This window comes from Burkholderia stagnalis, from assembly GCF_039848545.1.
GTDB lineage: Bacteria > Pseudomonadota > Gammaproteobacteria > Burkholderiales > Burkholderiaceae > Burkholderia > Burkholderia stagnalis.
In genome coordinates, this window is record NZ_CP156685.1 from 259002 (window position 1) to 274170 (window position 15169).

The following is a 15169-nucleotide window of genomic DNA, read 5'->3' on the forward strand; positions in this document are numbered from 1 at the left end:
CGCATGCGCGCTTCACCCCTCCGTCGACCGCTTGATTACATCTTCACTTCGTCGAGCAGCGTCTTCTTGCCGCTCTTGTAGTTGTAGAGCGAGATCACGCCGTGCTGCAGGTCGCCCTTCGAATCGAAGGTCGTCGTGCCGATCACGCCCGTGTAGTTCGTCGCCGGCATCGCCGCCAGGATCTTCGCCGGATCCGTCGAGTTCGAGCGCTTCATCGCGTCGACGATGATGTTCACCGCGTCATACGTGAACGGCGCGTAGATCTGGATCGGCTGGCCGAAACGCTTCTCGAACTTGGCCTTGAACGCGCCGCCGCCCGGCATCTTCTCGAGCGACGCACCGGCTTCCGAGCACACGACGTTGTCGGTCGCATCGCCGGCCAGGTCGGCCAGCTTTTCCGTGCACACGCCGTCGCCCGCGAAGATCTTCGCGCGCAGGCCGAGCTGCTTCGCCTGCTTCGCGAACGGGCCACCGGTCGCATCCATGCCGCCGTACATGATCGCGTCCGGGTTCTCGCCCTTGATCTTGGTCAGGATCGCGCGGAAGTCGACCGCCTTGTCGTTCGTCGCGTCGTGCGACATCACCTTCAGGCCGAGCGCCTTCGCCTTCTTCTCGAATTCGTTCGCGAGACCCTGGCCATAGGCGGTCGAATCGTCGACCACGGCGACGCTCTTGATGCCCTTCGAATGCGCATAGTTCGCAAGCGCCGGGCCCTGCTGCGCGTCGGTCGCGACGACGCGGTACGTCGTCTTGAAGCCTTGCTGCGTGTAAGCCGGGTTGGTCGCCGACGGCGAGATCTGCACGATGCCCGCATCGCTGTAGATCTTCGAGGCCGGGATCGACGTGCCCGAGTTCAGGTGGCCGACCACCGCGACGACCTTGTCGTCGACGAGCTTCTGCGCGACCTGCGTGGCCTGGCGCGGGTCGGCTGCATCGTCCTGCGGGTCGAGCTGAAGCGTGATCTTCTGGCCGCCGATCGTCAGGCCCTTGGCGTTGGCCTCTTCCACCGCGAGACGCGCGCCGTTTTCGTTGTCCTTGCCAAGGTGTGCAATACCACCCGTCAACGGCGCAACGTGGCCGATCTTGACGACTTGTTGGGCGGACGCGTTGCTTGCGGCAGCAGCGCACAGCATCGCCGCTGCAGTGATCGGCAACAGCTTTTGCATCTTGATTTTCATGTAAGTCTCCAGTTTCGTCCCAAAAACGCCATCGCCCGGTGCCCCGCTGCCATCCCTGTGTTTGCATTCACTGGACGATTCGCCGGTTGCATCGTTCATGCACTTGGCCTCAGCACGTCAAGCCGCCGCTTTTAGCAGCCGCCCGACCGTACTTGCGCCGAAGTGTAGGTGATCAAATTAATTTGTGGGACTTTTTTGGGGTAGTGGTAACACTACCGATGCGGATGCGTATCAAACGCCTTTCAGAGATCGCCGAGAGCCCGGCCGGATAAGGGTTTCCGCTAATTTCTCACGCCCGCGCGAAAGGCTGTATTCAATGCAATCCCGACTTGTTTTTGATCGCCATTTTGTACGCGGGATCGCTGCACGATACGCGCGCCGGCGCGCGCGTATCGCCGGTGTCGAACAGGATGCGATCAGCCCGCCGCCGCACGCCATTCGGCATCGAGCGCGTCGATCAGCTGCGACGTCGTCAGCGCGTCGCCGCGCCGGCGCGTGAGCGGCGCGCCCTGCCCGGCCCACAGCGCCAGGTAGTCGCCGTCGTTCGCGCGCGCGGCGGCCTGGCGCAGCGGCTGCGTGAGCGCGTTCTGCACCGGATACGGCGCGACGTCTTCGGGCCGTGCGCCGAGCCGCGCCATCAGCGTGTTGCGCAGCCCGCGCGCATGACGCCCGGTGATCGCGCGCGTGACCTGCGTCGACGTGTCGGCGCTCGCGCGCAGCCGCGCCTTCCAGTCAGGCGCGATCGCGCTTTCCGCGCAGGTGAGGAACGCGGTGCCGAGCTGCGCCGCCTGCGCGCCGAGCGCGCGCGCCGCCGCGATGCCGCGGCCGTCCATGATGCCGCCGGCCGCGAGCACCGGCAGCCCGGTCGCGTCGACGAGCTGCGGCACGAGCGCCATCGTGCCGATCAGCGCGTCGTCGGCCGCGCCGATGAACGTGCCGCGGTGGCCGCCCGCCTCGGCGCCCTGCGCGGACACCGCGTCGGCGCCGGCCTGCTGCCATGCCAGCCCTTCGGCGACGTGCGTCGCGGTGCCGATCACGTAGGTGCCGGCCGCCTTCAGCCGCGCGACGTCGGCCGCGTCGAGCACGCCGAACGTGAAGCTCGCGACCGGCACGCGCAGCGATACGAGCATGTCGAGCTGGGCACGGAAATCGGGCGCGAAGCGCGCGGGCGCCGTGCCGGGCGGCAGGCCGAGCGCGGCGTTGAGCGGGTCGATCGCCGCGAGCGCACGCGCGAGCGTCGCCGCGTCGGGCGCCGCCTCCGTCAGCACGAACAGGTTGACCGCGAACGGGCGATCGGTGGCCGCGCGAATCTGCGCGACTTCGTCGGCGAGACGCTCGGGCGGCAACGCGCCCGCGCCGAGGCTGCCGAGCGCGCCGGCATTCGACGCGGCCGCGACCATCGCGGGCGTGGTCGCGCCAACCATCGGCGCCTGCACGAGCGGCAGGCGCAGGCCGAAGCGTTCGGCGAACGGCGTGGAAAGGGAATGGGCTGACATGGCGGGATCCTTCGGTGACGCGCGCAAGCGCTTTGTAAAGGGCTGGTGCGATCGACTGTACCGAAGCGCCGCGCCACCGAAAAATGAATAATCGTGAACGGAACGATCGCCGCGCGAGAACCCGGCACCCAGGGCCGCGCACTGCAGCCCGCGATGTTTGATGGCACACTAGGCCGACCCCTTTTTCCATCCGCGAGACGCGCGCGGCGCGGCCTCGCTCGCCAGGAGTTCAACGTGACTGCACAATGGATCGACATCCCGACCGGCAATGACAGCTTCGGCGGCTACCTCGCGCTGCCGAAGCGCGGCACGGGCCCGGCCGTCCTCATCCTGCAGGAGATTTTCGGCGTGAACGCGCACATCCGCGCGGTGGCCGACCAGTACGCGGCCGACGGCTACGTCGCGCTCGCGCCGGACGTGTTCTGGCGCACGCAGCCGCGCGTCGAGCTGGCCTACGACGGCGCGGATCGCGACAAGGGCATCGAGCTGCTGCAGAAGACCGACGTGAACGCGGCGGTCGCGGACATCGCGGCGGCGGCCGACCTGCTGCGCGCGCGGCCCGAAGTCGACGGCAAGCTCGCCGCGATCGGCTACTGCTTCGGCGGCCGCCTCGCGTACCTCGCGGCCGCGACCGGCAAGATCGACGCGGCGGTCGCGTACTACGGCGGCGGGATCCAGAACGCGCTCGACGTCGCCGGCCGCATCACGCAGCCGATCCTGTTCCATTACGCGGAGAACGACCACGGCATCCCGCTCGCGGCGGTCGACCAGGTGAAGACGGCCTTCGCGGGCCGCGACAATGCGGCGTTCCACCTGTACGCGGGCGCCGAGCACGGTTTCAACTGCACGGATCGCGCGTCGTACAACCAGCGCGCGGCGGCGCTCGCGCACGGCCGCACGCTGACGTTCCTCGCCGAGCATCTGTAACGCGCGTCTCGGCGGCGGCTCCGCGCGGGGCCGGCCGCCCTCTCTTCATCGCGACACGTCGCAACGGGGGTGACAGCGGTGCTTTCGGACTATCTCGCCCATGACGCGATCGGCCTCGCCGATCTCGTCCGTCAACGCAAGGTGAGCCCGCGCGAGCTGCTCGACGCGGCGATCGCGCAGGCCGAAGCGGTCAATCCGGCGATCAACGCGATCGTGCTGCAGGACTACGACGCCGCGCGCGAGCGCGCCGCCGCGCCGCCCGCGCCCGGCGCGCCGTTTGCCGGCGTGCCCTACCTCGTCAAGGATCTCGGCGCGGCCGTGGCGGGCCTGCCGCTGTCGATGGGCAGCCGGCACTATCGGTATTTCGCGCCCGACGCCGATTCGCCGCTGATCGCGCGCAGCCGCGCGGCCGGCTTCAACTTCTTCGGCAAGACCAACACGTCCGAGATCGGCCAGATGCCTTACACCGAGCCGGCGCTGTTCGGCGCGTGCCGCAACCCGTGGAGCCTCGATCACACGCCGGGCGGCTCGAGCGGCGGCGCGGCGGCGGCCGTCGCGGCCGGCATCGTGCCGCTCGCGCATGCGTCCGACGGCGGCGGCTCGATCCGCATCCCCGCGTCGTGCTGCGGGTTGTTCGGCCTGAAGCCCAGCCGCCATCCGGCGCTCGTCGACATCCCGATGAACGGCGACCTGGTGGTGCAGCACGCGGTGGCGCGCAGCGTGCGCGACAGCGCGCTGCTGCTCGACGTCACGACCGGCCAGGCGCTGCCGCCCGGTGCGCCCGGCACCTTCCTCGGCGCGCTCGACACGCCGCCCGACGCGCTGCGGATCGGCGTCGTCGTCGACCCGATGCTCGCGCCGGCGCTCGCCGCCGACACGCGCGCGGCGCTCGACGACGCCGCCGCGCTCGTCGCGTCGCTCGGCCATCACGTCGAACCGGCCGCGCTGAACGTCGACTACGCGCGCGCCGCCGAAACCTTCCTGACGCTGTGGTCGACGATCGCCGAGGAGATGGTGCTCGGCGCGCGTGCGCTGACCGGGCGCACGCCGCGGCGCAGCGAATTCGAGGCGGCGACCTGGGCGATGGCCGTCGTCGGCCGGCGGCTCGCGCGCACGCGACTGCCCGACGTGCTCGAGTGGCAGCGCCAGCTCACCGTGCAGGTCGCGCGGCTCGTCGCGCGCTACGACGTGATCCTTTGCGCGTCGCTCGCGGGCCCGCCGGTGCGGATCGGCGAGCTGCAGCCGACGCCGTTCGAGCAGGCGCAGATGAAGCTGCTCGCCGCGCTGCCGATCAAGCCGCTGCTGAAGGCGTTGCTCGCGCAGGCGTCGCAGAAGGCGTTCGCGTGGGCCGGCTGCACCGAGCTGTTCAACCTGACCGGCCAGCCGGCGATGTCGGTGCCGCTCTGCTGGAACGCGCGTGGCCTGCCGATCGGCGTGCAGTTCGTCGCGCGCCACGGCGACGACGCGCTGCTGCTGAAGCTCGCGCGGCAGCTCGAGCAGGCGCGGCCGTGGTTCGAGCGCCGGCCGCCGCTGATGCAGGCGCGGGGGTAGAACCGGCGGGCCAAAGAAAAAGCCCCGCCGGCAATGCCGGCGGGGCTTTTCACATGCGCAGACCGCGACGCTTACGCGCCGAGCCGTTCGCAGATCGTCTTGGTCGCGGCCGCGGCGTTCAGCGTATAGAAGTGCAGCCCCGGCACGCCCGCGTCGATCAGACGCTGGCACAGGCCCGTGACGACGTCCGCGCCGAACGCGCGGATCGCGTCGCGGTCGTCGCCGAAGCTCTCGAGCCGGCGCGCGATCCAGCGCGGCACTTCGGCGCCGCACATCTCCGAGAAGCGCATCAGCTGCGAGAAGTTCGTGATCGGCATGATGCCCGGCACGATCGGCACCTCGACGCCGAGCTTGCGCGCGTCGTCGACGAAGCGGAAATACGCGTCCGCGTTGAAGAAGTACTGCGTGATCGCGGAATTCGCGCCGGCCTTCACCTTGCGCGCGAAGTTCTCGAGATCGGCCTTCGGCGAGCGCGACTGCGGATGGTATTCCGGATACCCGGCGACCTCGATGCGGAACCAGTCGCCATGCTCCGCGCGGATGAAGCTGACCAGCTCCGACGCGTAGCGCAGCTCGCCCACCTCGCCCATACCGGACGGCAGGTCGCCGCGCAGCGCGACGATGTGGCGGATGCCGTGCGAGCGGTACTGGTCGAGGATCGCGCGCAGGCTGTCCTTCGACGAGCCGATGCACGACAGGTGCGGCGCGGCCTCGAGGCCGTCCTTCTGCATGTCGAGCACGGTATCGAGCGTGCCCTGCTGCGTCGAGCCGCCGGCGCCGAACGTCACGGAGACGAATTTCGGCTTCAGCGGCAGCAGCTGCGCACGGGTCGCGCGCAGCTTCTCGACGCCTTCCGCCGTCTTCGGCGGGAAGAATTCAAACGAGAGTTCGATCGGTTTCATGATTCAGGAGGCGCTGGACGGGCCCGCTCAGCCGATGTTGCGCTGGCCGAAGATCAGGGCGGACAGCAGCCAGGACACGATGCTGTACAGGATCGAACCGAAGAATGCGGACCAGAACCCGGATACCTCGAAGCCCTTGAGCAGCGACGACGCGAACCAGAAGCACAGCGCGTTCACGACGAGGATGAACAGCCCGAGCGTGACGACCGTGACGGGCAGCGTCAGCAGGATCAGCACCGGACGGATCACCGTGTTGATCAACCCCAGCACGACCGCGACGATCAGCGCGGTGCCGAAGCTCTTGATGTGGATCGACGGCACCAGGTAGGTGATGATCAGCAGCGCGAGGGCATTGATGATCCAGGACAGGATGACGCTCATGTAATGCTCCGGTTCGGTGGACGCTCGGGCGGAACGGCGCCGCCGCCGCGCCGGTTGCGGGGCGCGCGCGAAAACGAAAACGCTTCGCGGCGCGCCCCGCCGCCGGGGCGGGCGGCGGCTTGCCGCATCAGTAGCGGTAGTGGTTCGGCTTGAACGGGCCTTCCTTCGACACGCCGATGTACGCCGCCTGGTCGTCCGACAGCACCGACAGGTTCGCGCCGATGCGCGCGAGGTGCAGGCGCGCGACCTTCTCGTCGAGGTGCTTCGGCAGCACGTACACCTTGTTCTCGTACTCGCCGCCGCGGGTGAACAGCTCGATCTGCGCGAGCGTCTGGTTCGCGAACGAGTTCGACATCACGAACGACGGGTGGCCGGTCGCGCAGCCGAGGTTCACGAGGCGGCCTTCAGCCAGCAGGATCACGCGCTTGCCGTCCGGGAAGATGATGTGGTCGACCTGCGGCTTGATGTTTTCCCACTGGTACTGGCGGGTCGACGCAACGTCGATTTCCGAGTCGAAGTGGCCGATGTTGCAGACGATCGCGTTGTGGCGCATCGCCTTCATGTGATCGTGGCCGATCACGTGGAAGTTGCCGGTCGCCGTCACGAAGATGTCGGCCTTGTCGGCCGCGTATTCCATCGTCACGACGCGGTAGCCTTCCATCGCCGCCTGCAGCGCGCAGATCGGATCGATTTCCGTGACCCACACGGTCGCGCCAAGGCCGCGCAGCGATTGCGCGCAGCCCTTGCCCACGTCACCGTAGCCCGCGACGACCGCGACCTTGCCCGCGATCATCACGTCGGTCGCGCGCTTGATGCCGTCGACGAGCGACTCACGGCAGCCGTACAGGTTGTCGAACTTCGACTTGGTGACCGAATCGTTCACGTTGAACGCCGGGAACGGCAGGCGGCCGTCCTTTTCCATCTGGTACAGGCGGTGCACGCCGGTCGTGGTTTCCTCGGTCACGCCCTTGATGTGCGCAAGGCGCTTCGAGTACCAGTTCGCGTCGATGTCGAGGTGCTTCGCGATCGACTTGTACAGCGCGACTTCTTCCTCGTTGGTCGGCTTGGCGATCACCGAGCGGTCCTTCTCGGCCTTCGAGCCGAGGATCAGCAGCAGCGTCGCGTCGCCGCCGTCGTCGAGGATCATGTTCGCGAACTCGCCGTTCGGCCATTCGAAGATGCGGTGCGAGAACTCCCAGTATTCGTCGAGCGACTCGCCCTTGAACGCGAACACCGGCGTGCCGGCTTCGACGATCGCGGCAGCCGCGTGGTCCTGCGTCGAGAAGATGTTGCACGAGGCCCAGCGCACGTCGGCGCCGAGCGCCTTCAGCGTCTCGATCAGCACGCCCGTCTGGATCGTCATGTGCAGCGAGCCGGCAATGCGCGCGCCCTTCAGCGGCTGCTGCGCCTTGTATTCGTCGCGGATCTGCACGAGGCCCGGCATTTCGGTCTCGGCAATGTTCAGTTCCTTGCGGCCCCAGCCGGCAAGCGCCATGTCGGCGACGAGGTAATCGTTGGAAGCTTTGGAATCGATGACGGCGTTCATCACGCCCTCCTTTCTAAAAAGTTTAGAAAATGGTGACGTGAGCGCCGTTCAGGAAGCGGCTTGCCGGCGCGATGCGCACGGGCCCTGCCGCTTGGTGAAGCTTTCCGAGCCTGGCGGACGCTGATGGTCCGTCGCAACGCTCCTCGGAAAACGGGTGGGATTGTAGCAAATCGCCATGAAAATTGCGTGACCGGCACGCGCGTGTGCGACGCGCGCCGATGAAGGGGTCAGTTCTCCGTGCCGACCCACGCCTGCTCGCGCAGGCGCGCGCGCAGGCGTGCGACCGCCTGGCTGTGCAGCTGGCACACGCGCGACTCGCTGACCTCGAGCACCGCGCCGATCTCGCGCAGGTTCAGGCCCCGCTCGTAGTACAGCGACATCAGCAGCTTCTCGCGCTCCGGCAGCCGCTCGATCGCCTCGATCAGCGCCTCGCGCAGATGCTCGTCGAGCAGCGACGACAGCGGATCGGCGTGATCGACGCGGTAGCGGTCGAGGAACGGCTCGTCGTCGGCCGCGCGGTCGAAATCCTCGTAGTAGATGAGCTGGCTGCCGTGCAGGTCCTGCAGCATCCCCTGGTATTCGTCGAGCGGCATGTTCAGGTGCTGCGCGATCTCCGCCTCGCTCGCGGCGCGGCCGAGCTGCTGCTCGACCTTGTGCACCGCGTGCTCGACCTCGCGCGACGTCTTGCGCAGGCTGCGCGGCAGCCAGTCGTTGCTGCGCAGCTCGTCGAGCATCGCGCCGCGGATGCGCTGCGTCGCGTAGGTCTCGAACTGCGCGCCCTGGTCTTCCTTGTAGCGGCCGGCCGCGTCCATCAGGCCGATCATGCCGGCCTGGATCAGATCGTCGAGATCGACGCTCGCCGGCATCTTCGCGACGAGCTGCAGGCCCAGGCGGCGCACGAGCGGCGCGTACTGCGACAGCACGTCGGCCTGGGAAATCCTTCCTTGAGCGTTATACATCGTGGCTCTCTCCTTCCGGTGGCGCTCACGCGGCGTGTGCCGCGCCTGCCTCGAACGACGGGCTGCCGCCCGCGCGGTGCCGTCCGGCGCCCGGCCGCGGGCGCAACGGCCAGTACAGCAAGTCGGCGGCGATCTGCCGGTAATCGCGCGCGGCCGGCGACGACGGAAACGCGTCGACTGCCGTGCGCACCAGGTCGCGCGCGCGCTCGACGAGCGGATCGGCGCTCACGCAGCCCGCATCGGCGATCGACACGGTCAGGTAGCGGCTCGCGACGCCCGCGAGGTTCTCGAACGCGGTCTTCGCGTCGTCGTGGCTGCCGACGTGGTTGGTCAGCACGCGGAACTGCGCGACCGCGTGCGCGAAATGCAGCCGCTTCATGCATGCGTAGGCCTCGGTGATCGCTTGCGCGGCCACCCGCGTGACGATCAGCACGTCGTGCGCCTCGCGCGCAAGCGCGGAGAAACCGCCGTCCGCGTCGAGCTGCGCGTCGATCAGCACGATGTCGGCCGGCCCGTCGATGAAATCGCTCAGGTGCGCTTCGCTGTAGCCGGCGCGCGCGAGCGTCGCCGCCGCGCACACGCCGAACCCGGCGGTGACGCGCGTGCGCTCGCCGTCGCGCAGCCACGCGCCGGCCAGCGTCGCCGCGGCCGAATTCACGTCGGCGCGCTCGTCGACGACGAGCACGTCCTTGCCCAGCGCGGCAAGCGCCGCGGCCAGGTTCACGACCGTCGCGGTGCAGCCGACCCCCGTCGGCCCGCCCACCACCGCCACGATCCTCGATGCGCGCCCGGCCAGCAGGCGCCGCAGTCCTTCGGCCTGGTCGATCATCGGTTTATCCAAAGCGCACCTCGTGCAGCTCGGCGGTCGAGCGTGCGGTCAGCGCGGACAGCAGCGCGGGCATGTCCTCGTCCTGCGGCACGAAGGGCGAGCCGTCGCGCGGCACGCAGAACGCGCTCTTCATCAGGAATTTCCGGGTCGCGACGTACAGGTTCTCCGGCACCTTCTGGCCGGTCGACACGTAGTGCACGGGCAGCTTGTAGCGGATCACCGTGTCGAGCACGCCGCCCAGATGGGTCGCCTCGTCGAGCTTGGTGAGGATGCAGCCGGCGAGCGCCGGCTGGCCGTCCGCGCTGCGGTACGCCTGCACGACCTCGTTGAGCGTGTCGCCGTGGCTCGTCGCGTTCAGCAGCAGCAGGCGCTGCACCGGCGTGTTCGCGCCGTGCAGCATCGCGATCTGGTCGGACACCGCGCGGTCGCGCTGGCTCATGCCGATCGTATCGATCAGCACGATGTGCTTGTTGCGCAGCTCGGACAGCGCAAGCTGCAGGTCGCCGCCGTCCTTCACCGCGTGCACCGGCACGCCGAGGATCTTGCCGAAGATGCGCAGCTGCTCGTGGCCGCCGATCCGGTAGCTGTCGGTGGTGAGCAGCGCGACCTTGCTCGCGCCGAAGCGCATCACGCAGCGCGCGGCGAGCTTCGCGGTGGTGGTGGTCTTGCCGACGCCCGTCGGGCCCATCAGCGCGAACACGCCGCCGCGCTCCATCAGCGCATCCTCGCTGTCGAGCACCGGCAGGTTCGACGCGAGCACCGACTGCGCCCACTCGGACGCCTGCTCGAAGGTTTCCGTGCCTTCGCCCTGCGGCAGGTTGTCGACCATCATCCGCACCAGCTGCGCGGAGAAGCCGGCCGCGAACAGGTGCTTCGTCAGCGCGCCGTGCACGGGGCTGCGGCGCTGGCGCTCCTGCCACATCAGGCCGTCGAACTGCTCCTCCATCATCCCGCGCAGCGAACCGAGCTCGCTCATCACCGTGTCGTTGACGATGCGCTCGAGGCGCGCCTTCACCGCGTCGGCCACGGCCGCGGCCGTGTCCTCGGCCAGCCGTGCGCGCTCCGCAGGCTTCGCGGCGGGTGCGGCGGGTGCGTCGGCGATACGGCGCGGCGCCGGTTCGTCGGCCGGCTGGCGGCGCGCGACGTTGCGCTCGACGTTGCGCACGATGTCGCGCGCCCATTCGGGCGTCGTCACGGTGCGGGCCGCGTCGTGCGGCGCGCGGATCGCGCTGTCCTGCGCCGGCGCAGCCTGCGCGCGCGCGATCAGCGCGTCGCGCTGCTGCGTGAGGCGCTTCGCGTGCTCGACGAGCCACGGGGCGGGTTCGGCGGGCGATCCTGCAGCCGGCACGCTCGCGGCCGGCGCCGCCGGTGCGTCTGCCGCGTCGGCGCTCGCGCCGAACACCGACGAGAACACGTCCGGCAGGCCGCCGTCGCCGGTCGCATACGGGTTCATCGCCGAAGCACGCGCCGCCGCGGCGGCCCTGGCCGCCGGCATCGTGCCGCCGGCCCGCAACGCCGCGCCGGGCAGCGCGGCCGCATCGGCAGCCGGCGGGGCGATCGCCGACAGTTCGGCATCGGCGAGCGCGACGATTTCGACGCTGCCGTCATCGAGCGTGCGGTTCGACAGCACGACGGCGTCGGCGCCGAGTGCCTCGCGCACGAGACGCAGTGCGTCGCGGCTCGTCGCGCCGGTGAATTTGCGAATGTTCAAGCGGAACCCCCGATGACGTTAACGACCTTGATCGTGCGTGTGTCCGGCACTTCGGCGTACGACAGCACTTTCAATTGCGGCAGGCTGCGGCGCAGGAAGCGCGCCAGCATGGCGCGCAGCGCGTGCTGCACGAGCAGCACGGGCGGCAGCCCGAGATTCTGTTGACGCAGCATCGCTTCCTGCGTGCCGGTCAGGAGCGCGTGCGCGAGGCCCGGCTCGAGGCCCGGGTTCGCGCCGGTGGCGAGCGCCTGCGACAGCACGCGCTCGAGATTCGCGTCGAGGCCCATCACCTGCATCTCGCCGCCGCCCGGATACCACTGCTGCGTGATCGCGCGGCCGAGCGCGAGGCGCACCGCGGCGGTGATGTCGTATGCGTCGGTGAGGCGGCCGGCCTGCTCGGACACGGCTTCGATGATCGTGCGCATGTCGCGGATCGGCACGCCTTCCTCGAGCAGGTTCTGCAGCACCTTCTGCAGCGTGGTGAGCGAGATCGTCTTCGGCACGAGGTCCTCGACGAGCGACGGCGAATCCTTGCCGGTGCGCTCGATCAGCGCCTGCACTTCCTGGCGGCCGAGCAGCTCGGCCGCGTGCTGGACGACCAGGTGGTTCAGGTGGGTCGCGACGACCGTGCTCGCGTCGACCACCGTGTAGCCGTACACCTGCGCCTGCTCGCGCATCGCGACGTCGATCCACACGGCCGGCAGCCCGAACGCCGGGTCGGTGGTCGGCACGCCGGGCATCGCGGCCGTCACCTGGCCCGGGTTGATCGCGAGCCACTGGCCCGGGAACACCTCGCCGGCGCCGATCTCGACGCCCTTCAGCGCGATCCGGTACGCGTTCGGCCGCAGCTCGAGGTTGTCGCGGATATGGATCACCGGCGGCAGGAAGCCGATTTCCTGCGCGAATTTCTTGCGGATGCTCTTGATCCGCTTGAGCAGCTCGCCGTCGCTGTTCTTGTCGACGAGCGGGATCAGCCGGTAGCCGACTTCGAGGCCGAGCGGGTCGATCAGCTGCACGTCGTCCCAGGTCGCCTCGTGGCTGTCGGCCGACAGCGCCGCGGGCGGCGCGATGTCGGAGACGTCGCCGGCCGCCTTGCGGGCCGCCGCGCGCTGCGCCTGCGTGCGCGCGAGCCAGATCGCGCCGCCGCCGAGCAGCAGGAACGCGAAGTGCGGCATGCCGGGGATCAGCCCCATGATCACGATGATCACGCCGGTGATCGTCAGCACGCGCGGGTTGGTGAACAGCTGGCCGGTGATCTGCGTGCCGATGTCTTCGTCGGTCGCGACCCGCGACACGATCACGCCGGCCGCCGTCGAGATCACGAGCGACGGGATCTGTGCGACGAGGCCGTCGCCGATCGTCAGCAGCGTGTAGTTCGTGCCGGCCGCGGCGAACGTCATGTCGTGCTGGATCATCCCGACGATCAGCCCGCCGATCACGTTGATGGCCATGATGATCAGGCCCGCGATCGCGTCGCCGCGCACGAACTTCGACGCGCCGTCCATCGAGCCGTAGAACTCGGCTTCCTGCGCGACGGCGGTACGGCGCTTGCGCGCCTGTTCCTCGTTGATCAGGCCCGCGTTCAGGTCGGCGTCGATCGCCATCTGCTTGCCGGGCATCGCGTCGAGCGTGAAGCGCGCGGACACTTCCGCGATCCGCCCCGCGCCCTTCGTGATCACCATGAAGTTGATGATCATCAGGATCACGAACACCACGATGCCGACCGCGAAGTTGCCGCCGACGAGGAAGTGGCCGAACGCCTCGATCACCTGGCCGGCTGCGTCCGGGCCGGTGTGGCCCTCGAGCAGCACGACGCGCGTCGACGCGACGTTCAGCGACAGCCGCAGCAGCGTCGAGAACAGCAGCACGCTCGGGAAGGCCGCGAAATCGAGCGGCTTCATCGTGTACATGCTGACGAGCAGCACCATCACGGACAGCGCGATGTTGAACGTGAACAGCAGATCCAGCAGCAGCGGCGGCAGCGGCAGGATCATCATCCCCAGGATCATGCAGATGAGGACCGGGCCCGCGAGCGCGCGCAGGTTGGCGCCTGCGAGCAGGTTCGGGCGCTTCGCGAACAGGCCGGCGGGGGTGCTCATGGTGCCTCCCGCCGGGCCGCCCCAAGGGAGGCAGCCGCCCCCTCGGGGGGCAGCGAACGAATGTGAGCGTGGGGGCTAATCATTGCAGGCCTCCGCGCGCGGTCGCGCCGAGCACGTCCTCGGCCTCTTCCTGTTCATCCTCCGCCGACACCGACGCGCCCTTGTCCAGCTCGGCCGGCACGTCGAGATCGACCGGCGTGGCGGGCACGTCGCCGCCTTCGCGCCGGAAGCGCTTGAGCTGGTACACCCACGCGAGCACTTCGGCGACGGCCGAATACAGCGAACCGGGAATCTCGCGCTCGAGTTCGACGTTGTGATACAGCGCCCGCGCGAGCGGCGGCGCTTCGAGCGTGGGCACGTTGTGCTCGGCGGCGATCTCGCGGATGCGCGCGGCGACGAGGTTCACGCCCTTCGCGACCACCTTCGGCGCGCGCATCTCGCCATCCGTGTATTGCAGCGCGACGGCGAAGTGCGTCGGGTTCGTGACGACCACGTCGGCCTTCGGCACGGCCGCCATCATCCGGCGCCGCGCGATCGCGCGCTGCTGCTGGCGGATGCGGCCCTTCACGTGCGGATCGCCTTCGTTCTCGCGATGTTCGCGCTTCACTTCTTCCTTCGTCATGCGCAGCTTCTTGTTGTACTGCCAGAGTTGATACGGCACGTCGAGCGCGGCGACGACCAGCATGCCGGCGACCGTCGTGCCGCAGCACACGGCGACGAGGTGCAGCGCATCCGCGAGCGCCGCATCGAGCGGCTGGGTCGCGAGGCCGAGCAGTTCTTCCTTGCTGCGCCAGATCGCGATGCCGCCGATGCCGCCCACCACCAGCGTCTTCGCGAGCGACATGCCGAGCTGGATCGGCCCCTGGATCGAGAAGATCCGGCCGAGGCCCGTGATCGGGTTCAGGCGGTCGAACTTCAGCTCGAACGTTTTCGACGAGACCAGCCAGCCGCCGAGCGCCATCGGCGCGAGCAGCGCGGCGAGCCCCATCAGCGCCAGCATCGGCGCGAGCGCGGCGAGCCCTTCGAGGCTCGCGCTGCCCGCCGCCGACAGCATCCGGTTGGTATCGAACGCGGTTGCGCGCTCGAACGTGAACGCGCCGCGCAGCATCGTGCGCAGGTGCGTGCCGATCGGCCCCGACAGCAGCCACGCGCCGTAGAAGCCCGACGCGAGCAGCGCGAACGAAACCAGCTCGCGCGAGCGCGCGACCTGCCCCTCCTCGCGCGCCTTCTCGCGGCGCCTCGGAGTGGCGGCTTCGGTTCTGTCGAGATCGCTCTCGTCTGCCACGGGGCCTCCAGACGGGTACGGCGGGATGCCGTTTTCCAGTGACACCGATTATTCATGGACCGGTCAACCGGCGATCGGTCGAGCAAAGCCGGGAAAGGGGGGTATTTCGGAGAATCGGGCGACGCTGCGGCGGGCGGCGGCCGCCGGTAGGCAAAGCGGTTTGGAAGCGGGCGACGGGCGGTCGGCTACGGGCAGCCGGCTACGGGCGGTCGGCTACGGGCAGTCGGCTACGTTCCGGCGACGGGCAGCCGGCGACCGGCGGCGGCGGGCACCCCGCCGCGGCCGCCTGCGATGCGCGCCGGCGA

General features: G+C 69.3%; 12 protein-coding genes and 1 riboswitch. Of the genes, 2 read left to right on the forward strand and 10 right to left on the reverse strand.

Annotated features, from left to right (window positions below; all coding sequences use genetic code 11):
• Positions 1-35 precede the first annotated feature (35 nt).
• The gene (locus ABFO07_RS01315; protein WP_059804345.1) at positions 36-1178 is read right to left on the reverse strand and encodes a branched-chain amino acid ABC transporter substrate-binding protein; all 1143 of its coding nucleotides are present in this window, start codon (positions 1176-1178) and stop codon (positions 36-38) included.
• A 416-nt stretch (positions 1179-1594) separates the two neighbouring features.
• A complete protein-coding gene (locus ABFO07_RS01320) occupies positions 1595-2674 on the reverse strand; it encodes an NAD(P)H-dependent flavin oxidoreductase (protein ID WP_059563957.1) in 1080 nt (359 codons plus the stop codon).
• A 234-nt stretch (positions 2675-2908) separates the two neighbouring features.
• Between ABFO07_RS01320 and ABFO07_RS01325 the strand changes: the two genes are divergently transcribed.
• Both ABFO07_RS01325 and ABFO07_RS01330 read left to right on the forward strand, forming a co-directional pair.
• Complete coding sequence (locus ABFO07_RS01325; protein WP_060027576.1) at positions 2909-3601, forward strand: dienelactone hydrolase family protein; 693 nt, start codon at positions 2909-2911, stop codon at positions 3599-3601.
• Between the two features lie 69 nt (positions 3602-3670).
• Entirely contained in the window at positions 3671-5152 is a 1482-nt protein-coding gene (locus ABFO07_RS01330) for an amidase (RefSeq protein ID WP_414143349.1), read from the forward strand.
• 71 nt (positions 5153-5223) lie between these two features.
• Here the strand turns inward: ABFO07_RS01330 and metF are convergent, their stop codons facing one another.
• The 8 genes from metF to flhB all read right to left on the reverse strand — a co-directional run bounded on the left by metF (position 5224) and on the right by flhB (position 14864).
• Complete coding sequence (gene metF, locus ABFO07_RS01335) at positions 5224-6054, reverse strand: methylenetetrahydrofolate reductase [NAD(P)H] (protein WP_059563954.1); 831 nt, start codon at positions 6052-6054, stop codon at positions 5224-5226.
• 27 nt (positions 6055-6081) lie between these two features.
• A complete protein-coding gene (locus tag ABFO07_RS01340) occupies positions 6082-6435 on the reverse strand; it encodes a phage holin family protein (protein ID WP_010093000.1) in 354 nt (117 codons plus the stop codon).
• A 127-nt stretch (positions 6436-6562) separates the two neighbouring features.
• Entirely contained in the window at positions 6563-7981 is a 1419-nt protein-coding gene (ahcY, locus tag ABFO07_RS01345) for an adenosylhomocysteinase (protein WP_059563953.1), read from the reverse strand.
• 32 nt (positions 7982-8013) lie between these two features.
• Positions 8014-8132, reverse strand: a riboswitch (S-adenosyl-L-homocysteine riboswitch).
• Positions 8133-8208: 76 nt separating this feature from the next.
• On the reverse strand, positions 8209-8940 hold the full coding sequence (locus ABFO07_RS01350) for an RNA polymerase sigma factor FliA (RefSeq protein ID WP_059563952.1): 732 nt from the start codon (positions 8938-8940) through the stop codon (positions 8209-8211).
• 25 nt (positions 8941-8965) lie between these two features.
• Complete coding sequence (locus tag ABFO07_RS01355) at positions 8966-9781, reverse strand: MinD/ParA family ATP-binding protein (protein ID WP_059804338.1); 816 nt, start codon at positions 9779-9781, stop codon at positions 8966-8968.
• Complete coding sequence (gene flhF / locus ABFO07_RS01360) at positions 9774-11480, reverse strand: flagellar biosynthesis protein FlhF (RefSeq protein ID WP_124491729.1); 1707 nt, start codon at positions 11478-11480, stop codon at positions 9774-9776. Before flhF ends, ABFO07_RS01355 begins: the two co-directional genes overlap by 8 nt.
• Entirely contained in the window at positions 11477-13579 is a 2103-nt protein-coding gene (gene flhA, locus ABFO07_RS01365) for a flagellar biosynthesis protein FlhA (protein WP_347468110.1), read from the reverse strand. Before flhA ends, flhF begins: the two co-directional genes overlap by 4 nt.
• Before the next feature lie 79 nt (positions 13580-13658).
• The gene (flhB, locus tag ABFO07_RS01370; protein ID WP_347468112.1) at positions 13659-14864 is read right to left on the reverse strand and encodes a flagellar biosynthesis protein FlhB; all 1206 of its coding nucleotides are present in this window, start codon (positions 14862-14864) and stop codon (positions 13659-13661) included.
• Positions 14865-15169: the final 305 nt, after the last annotated feature.

Bases quoted from the DNA above. Each gene is read 5' to 3' on its own strand.
- ahcY (WP_059563953.1), bottom strand. From the start codon at position 7,981: ATGAACGCCGTCATCGATTCCAAAGCTTCCAACGATTACCTCGTCGCC.
- ABFO07_RS01340 (WP_010093000.1), bottom strand. From the start codon at position 6,435: ATGAGCGTCATCCTGTCCTGGATCATCAATGCCCTCGCGCTGCTGATC.
- ABFO07_RS01350 (WP_059563952.1), bottom strand. From the start codon at position 8,940: ATGTATAACGCTCAAGGAAGGATTTCCCAGGCCGACGTGCTGTCGCAG.
- ABFO07_RS01315 (WP_059804345.1), bottom strand. From the start codon at position 1,178: ATGAAAATCAAGATGCAAAAGCTGTTGCCGATCACTGCAGCGGCGATG.
- metF (WP_059563954.1), bottom strand. From the start codon at position 6,054: ATGAAACCGATCGAACTCTCGTTTGAATTCTTCCCGCCGAAGACGGCG.
- flhA (WP_347468110.1), bottom strand. From the start codon at position 13,579: ATGAGCACCCCCGCCGGCCTGTTCGCGAAGCGCCCGAACCTGCTCGCA.
- ABFO07_RS01320 (WP_059563957.1), bottom strand. From the start codon at position 2,674: ATGTCAGCCCATTCCCTTTCCACGCCGTTCGCCGAACGCTTCGGCCTG.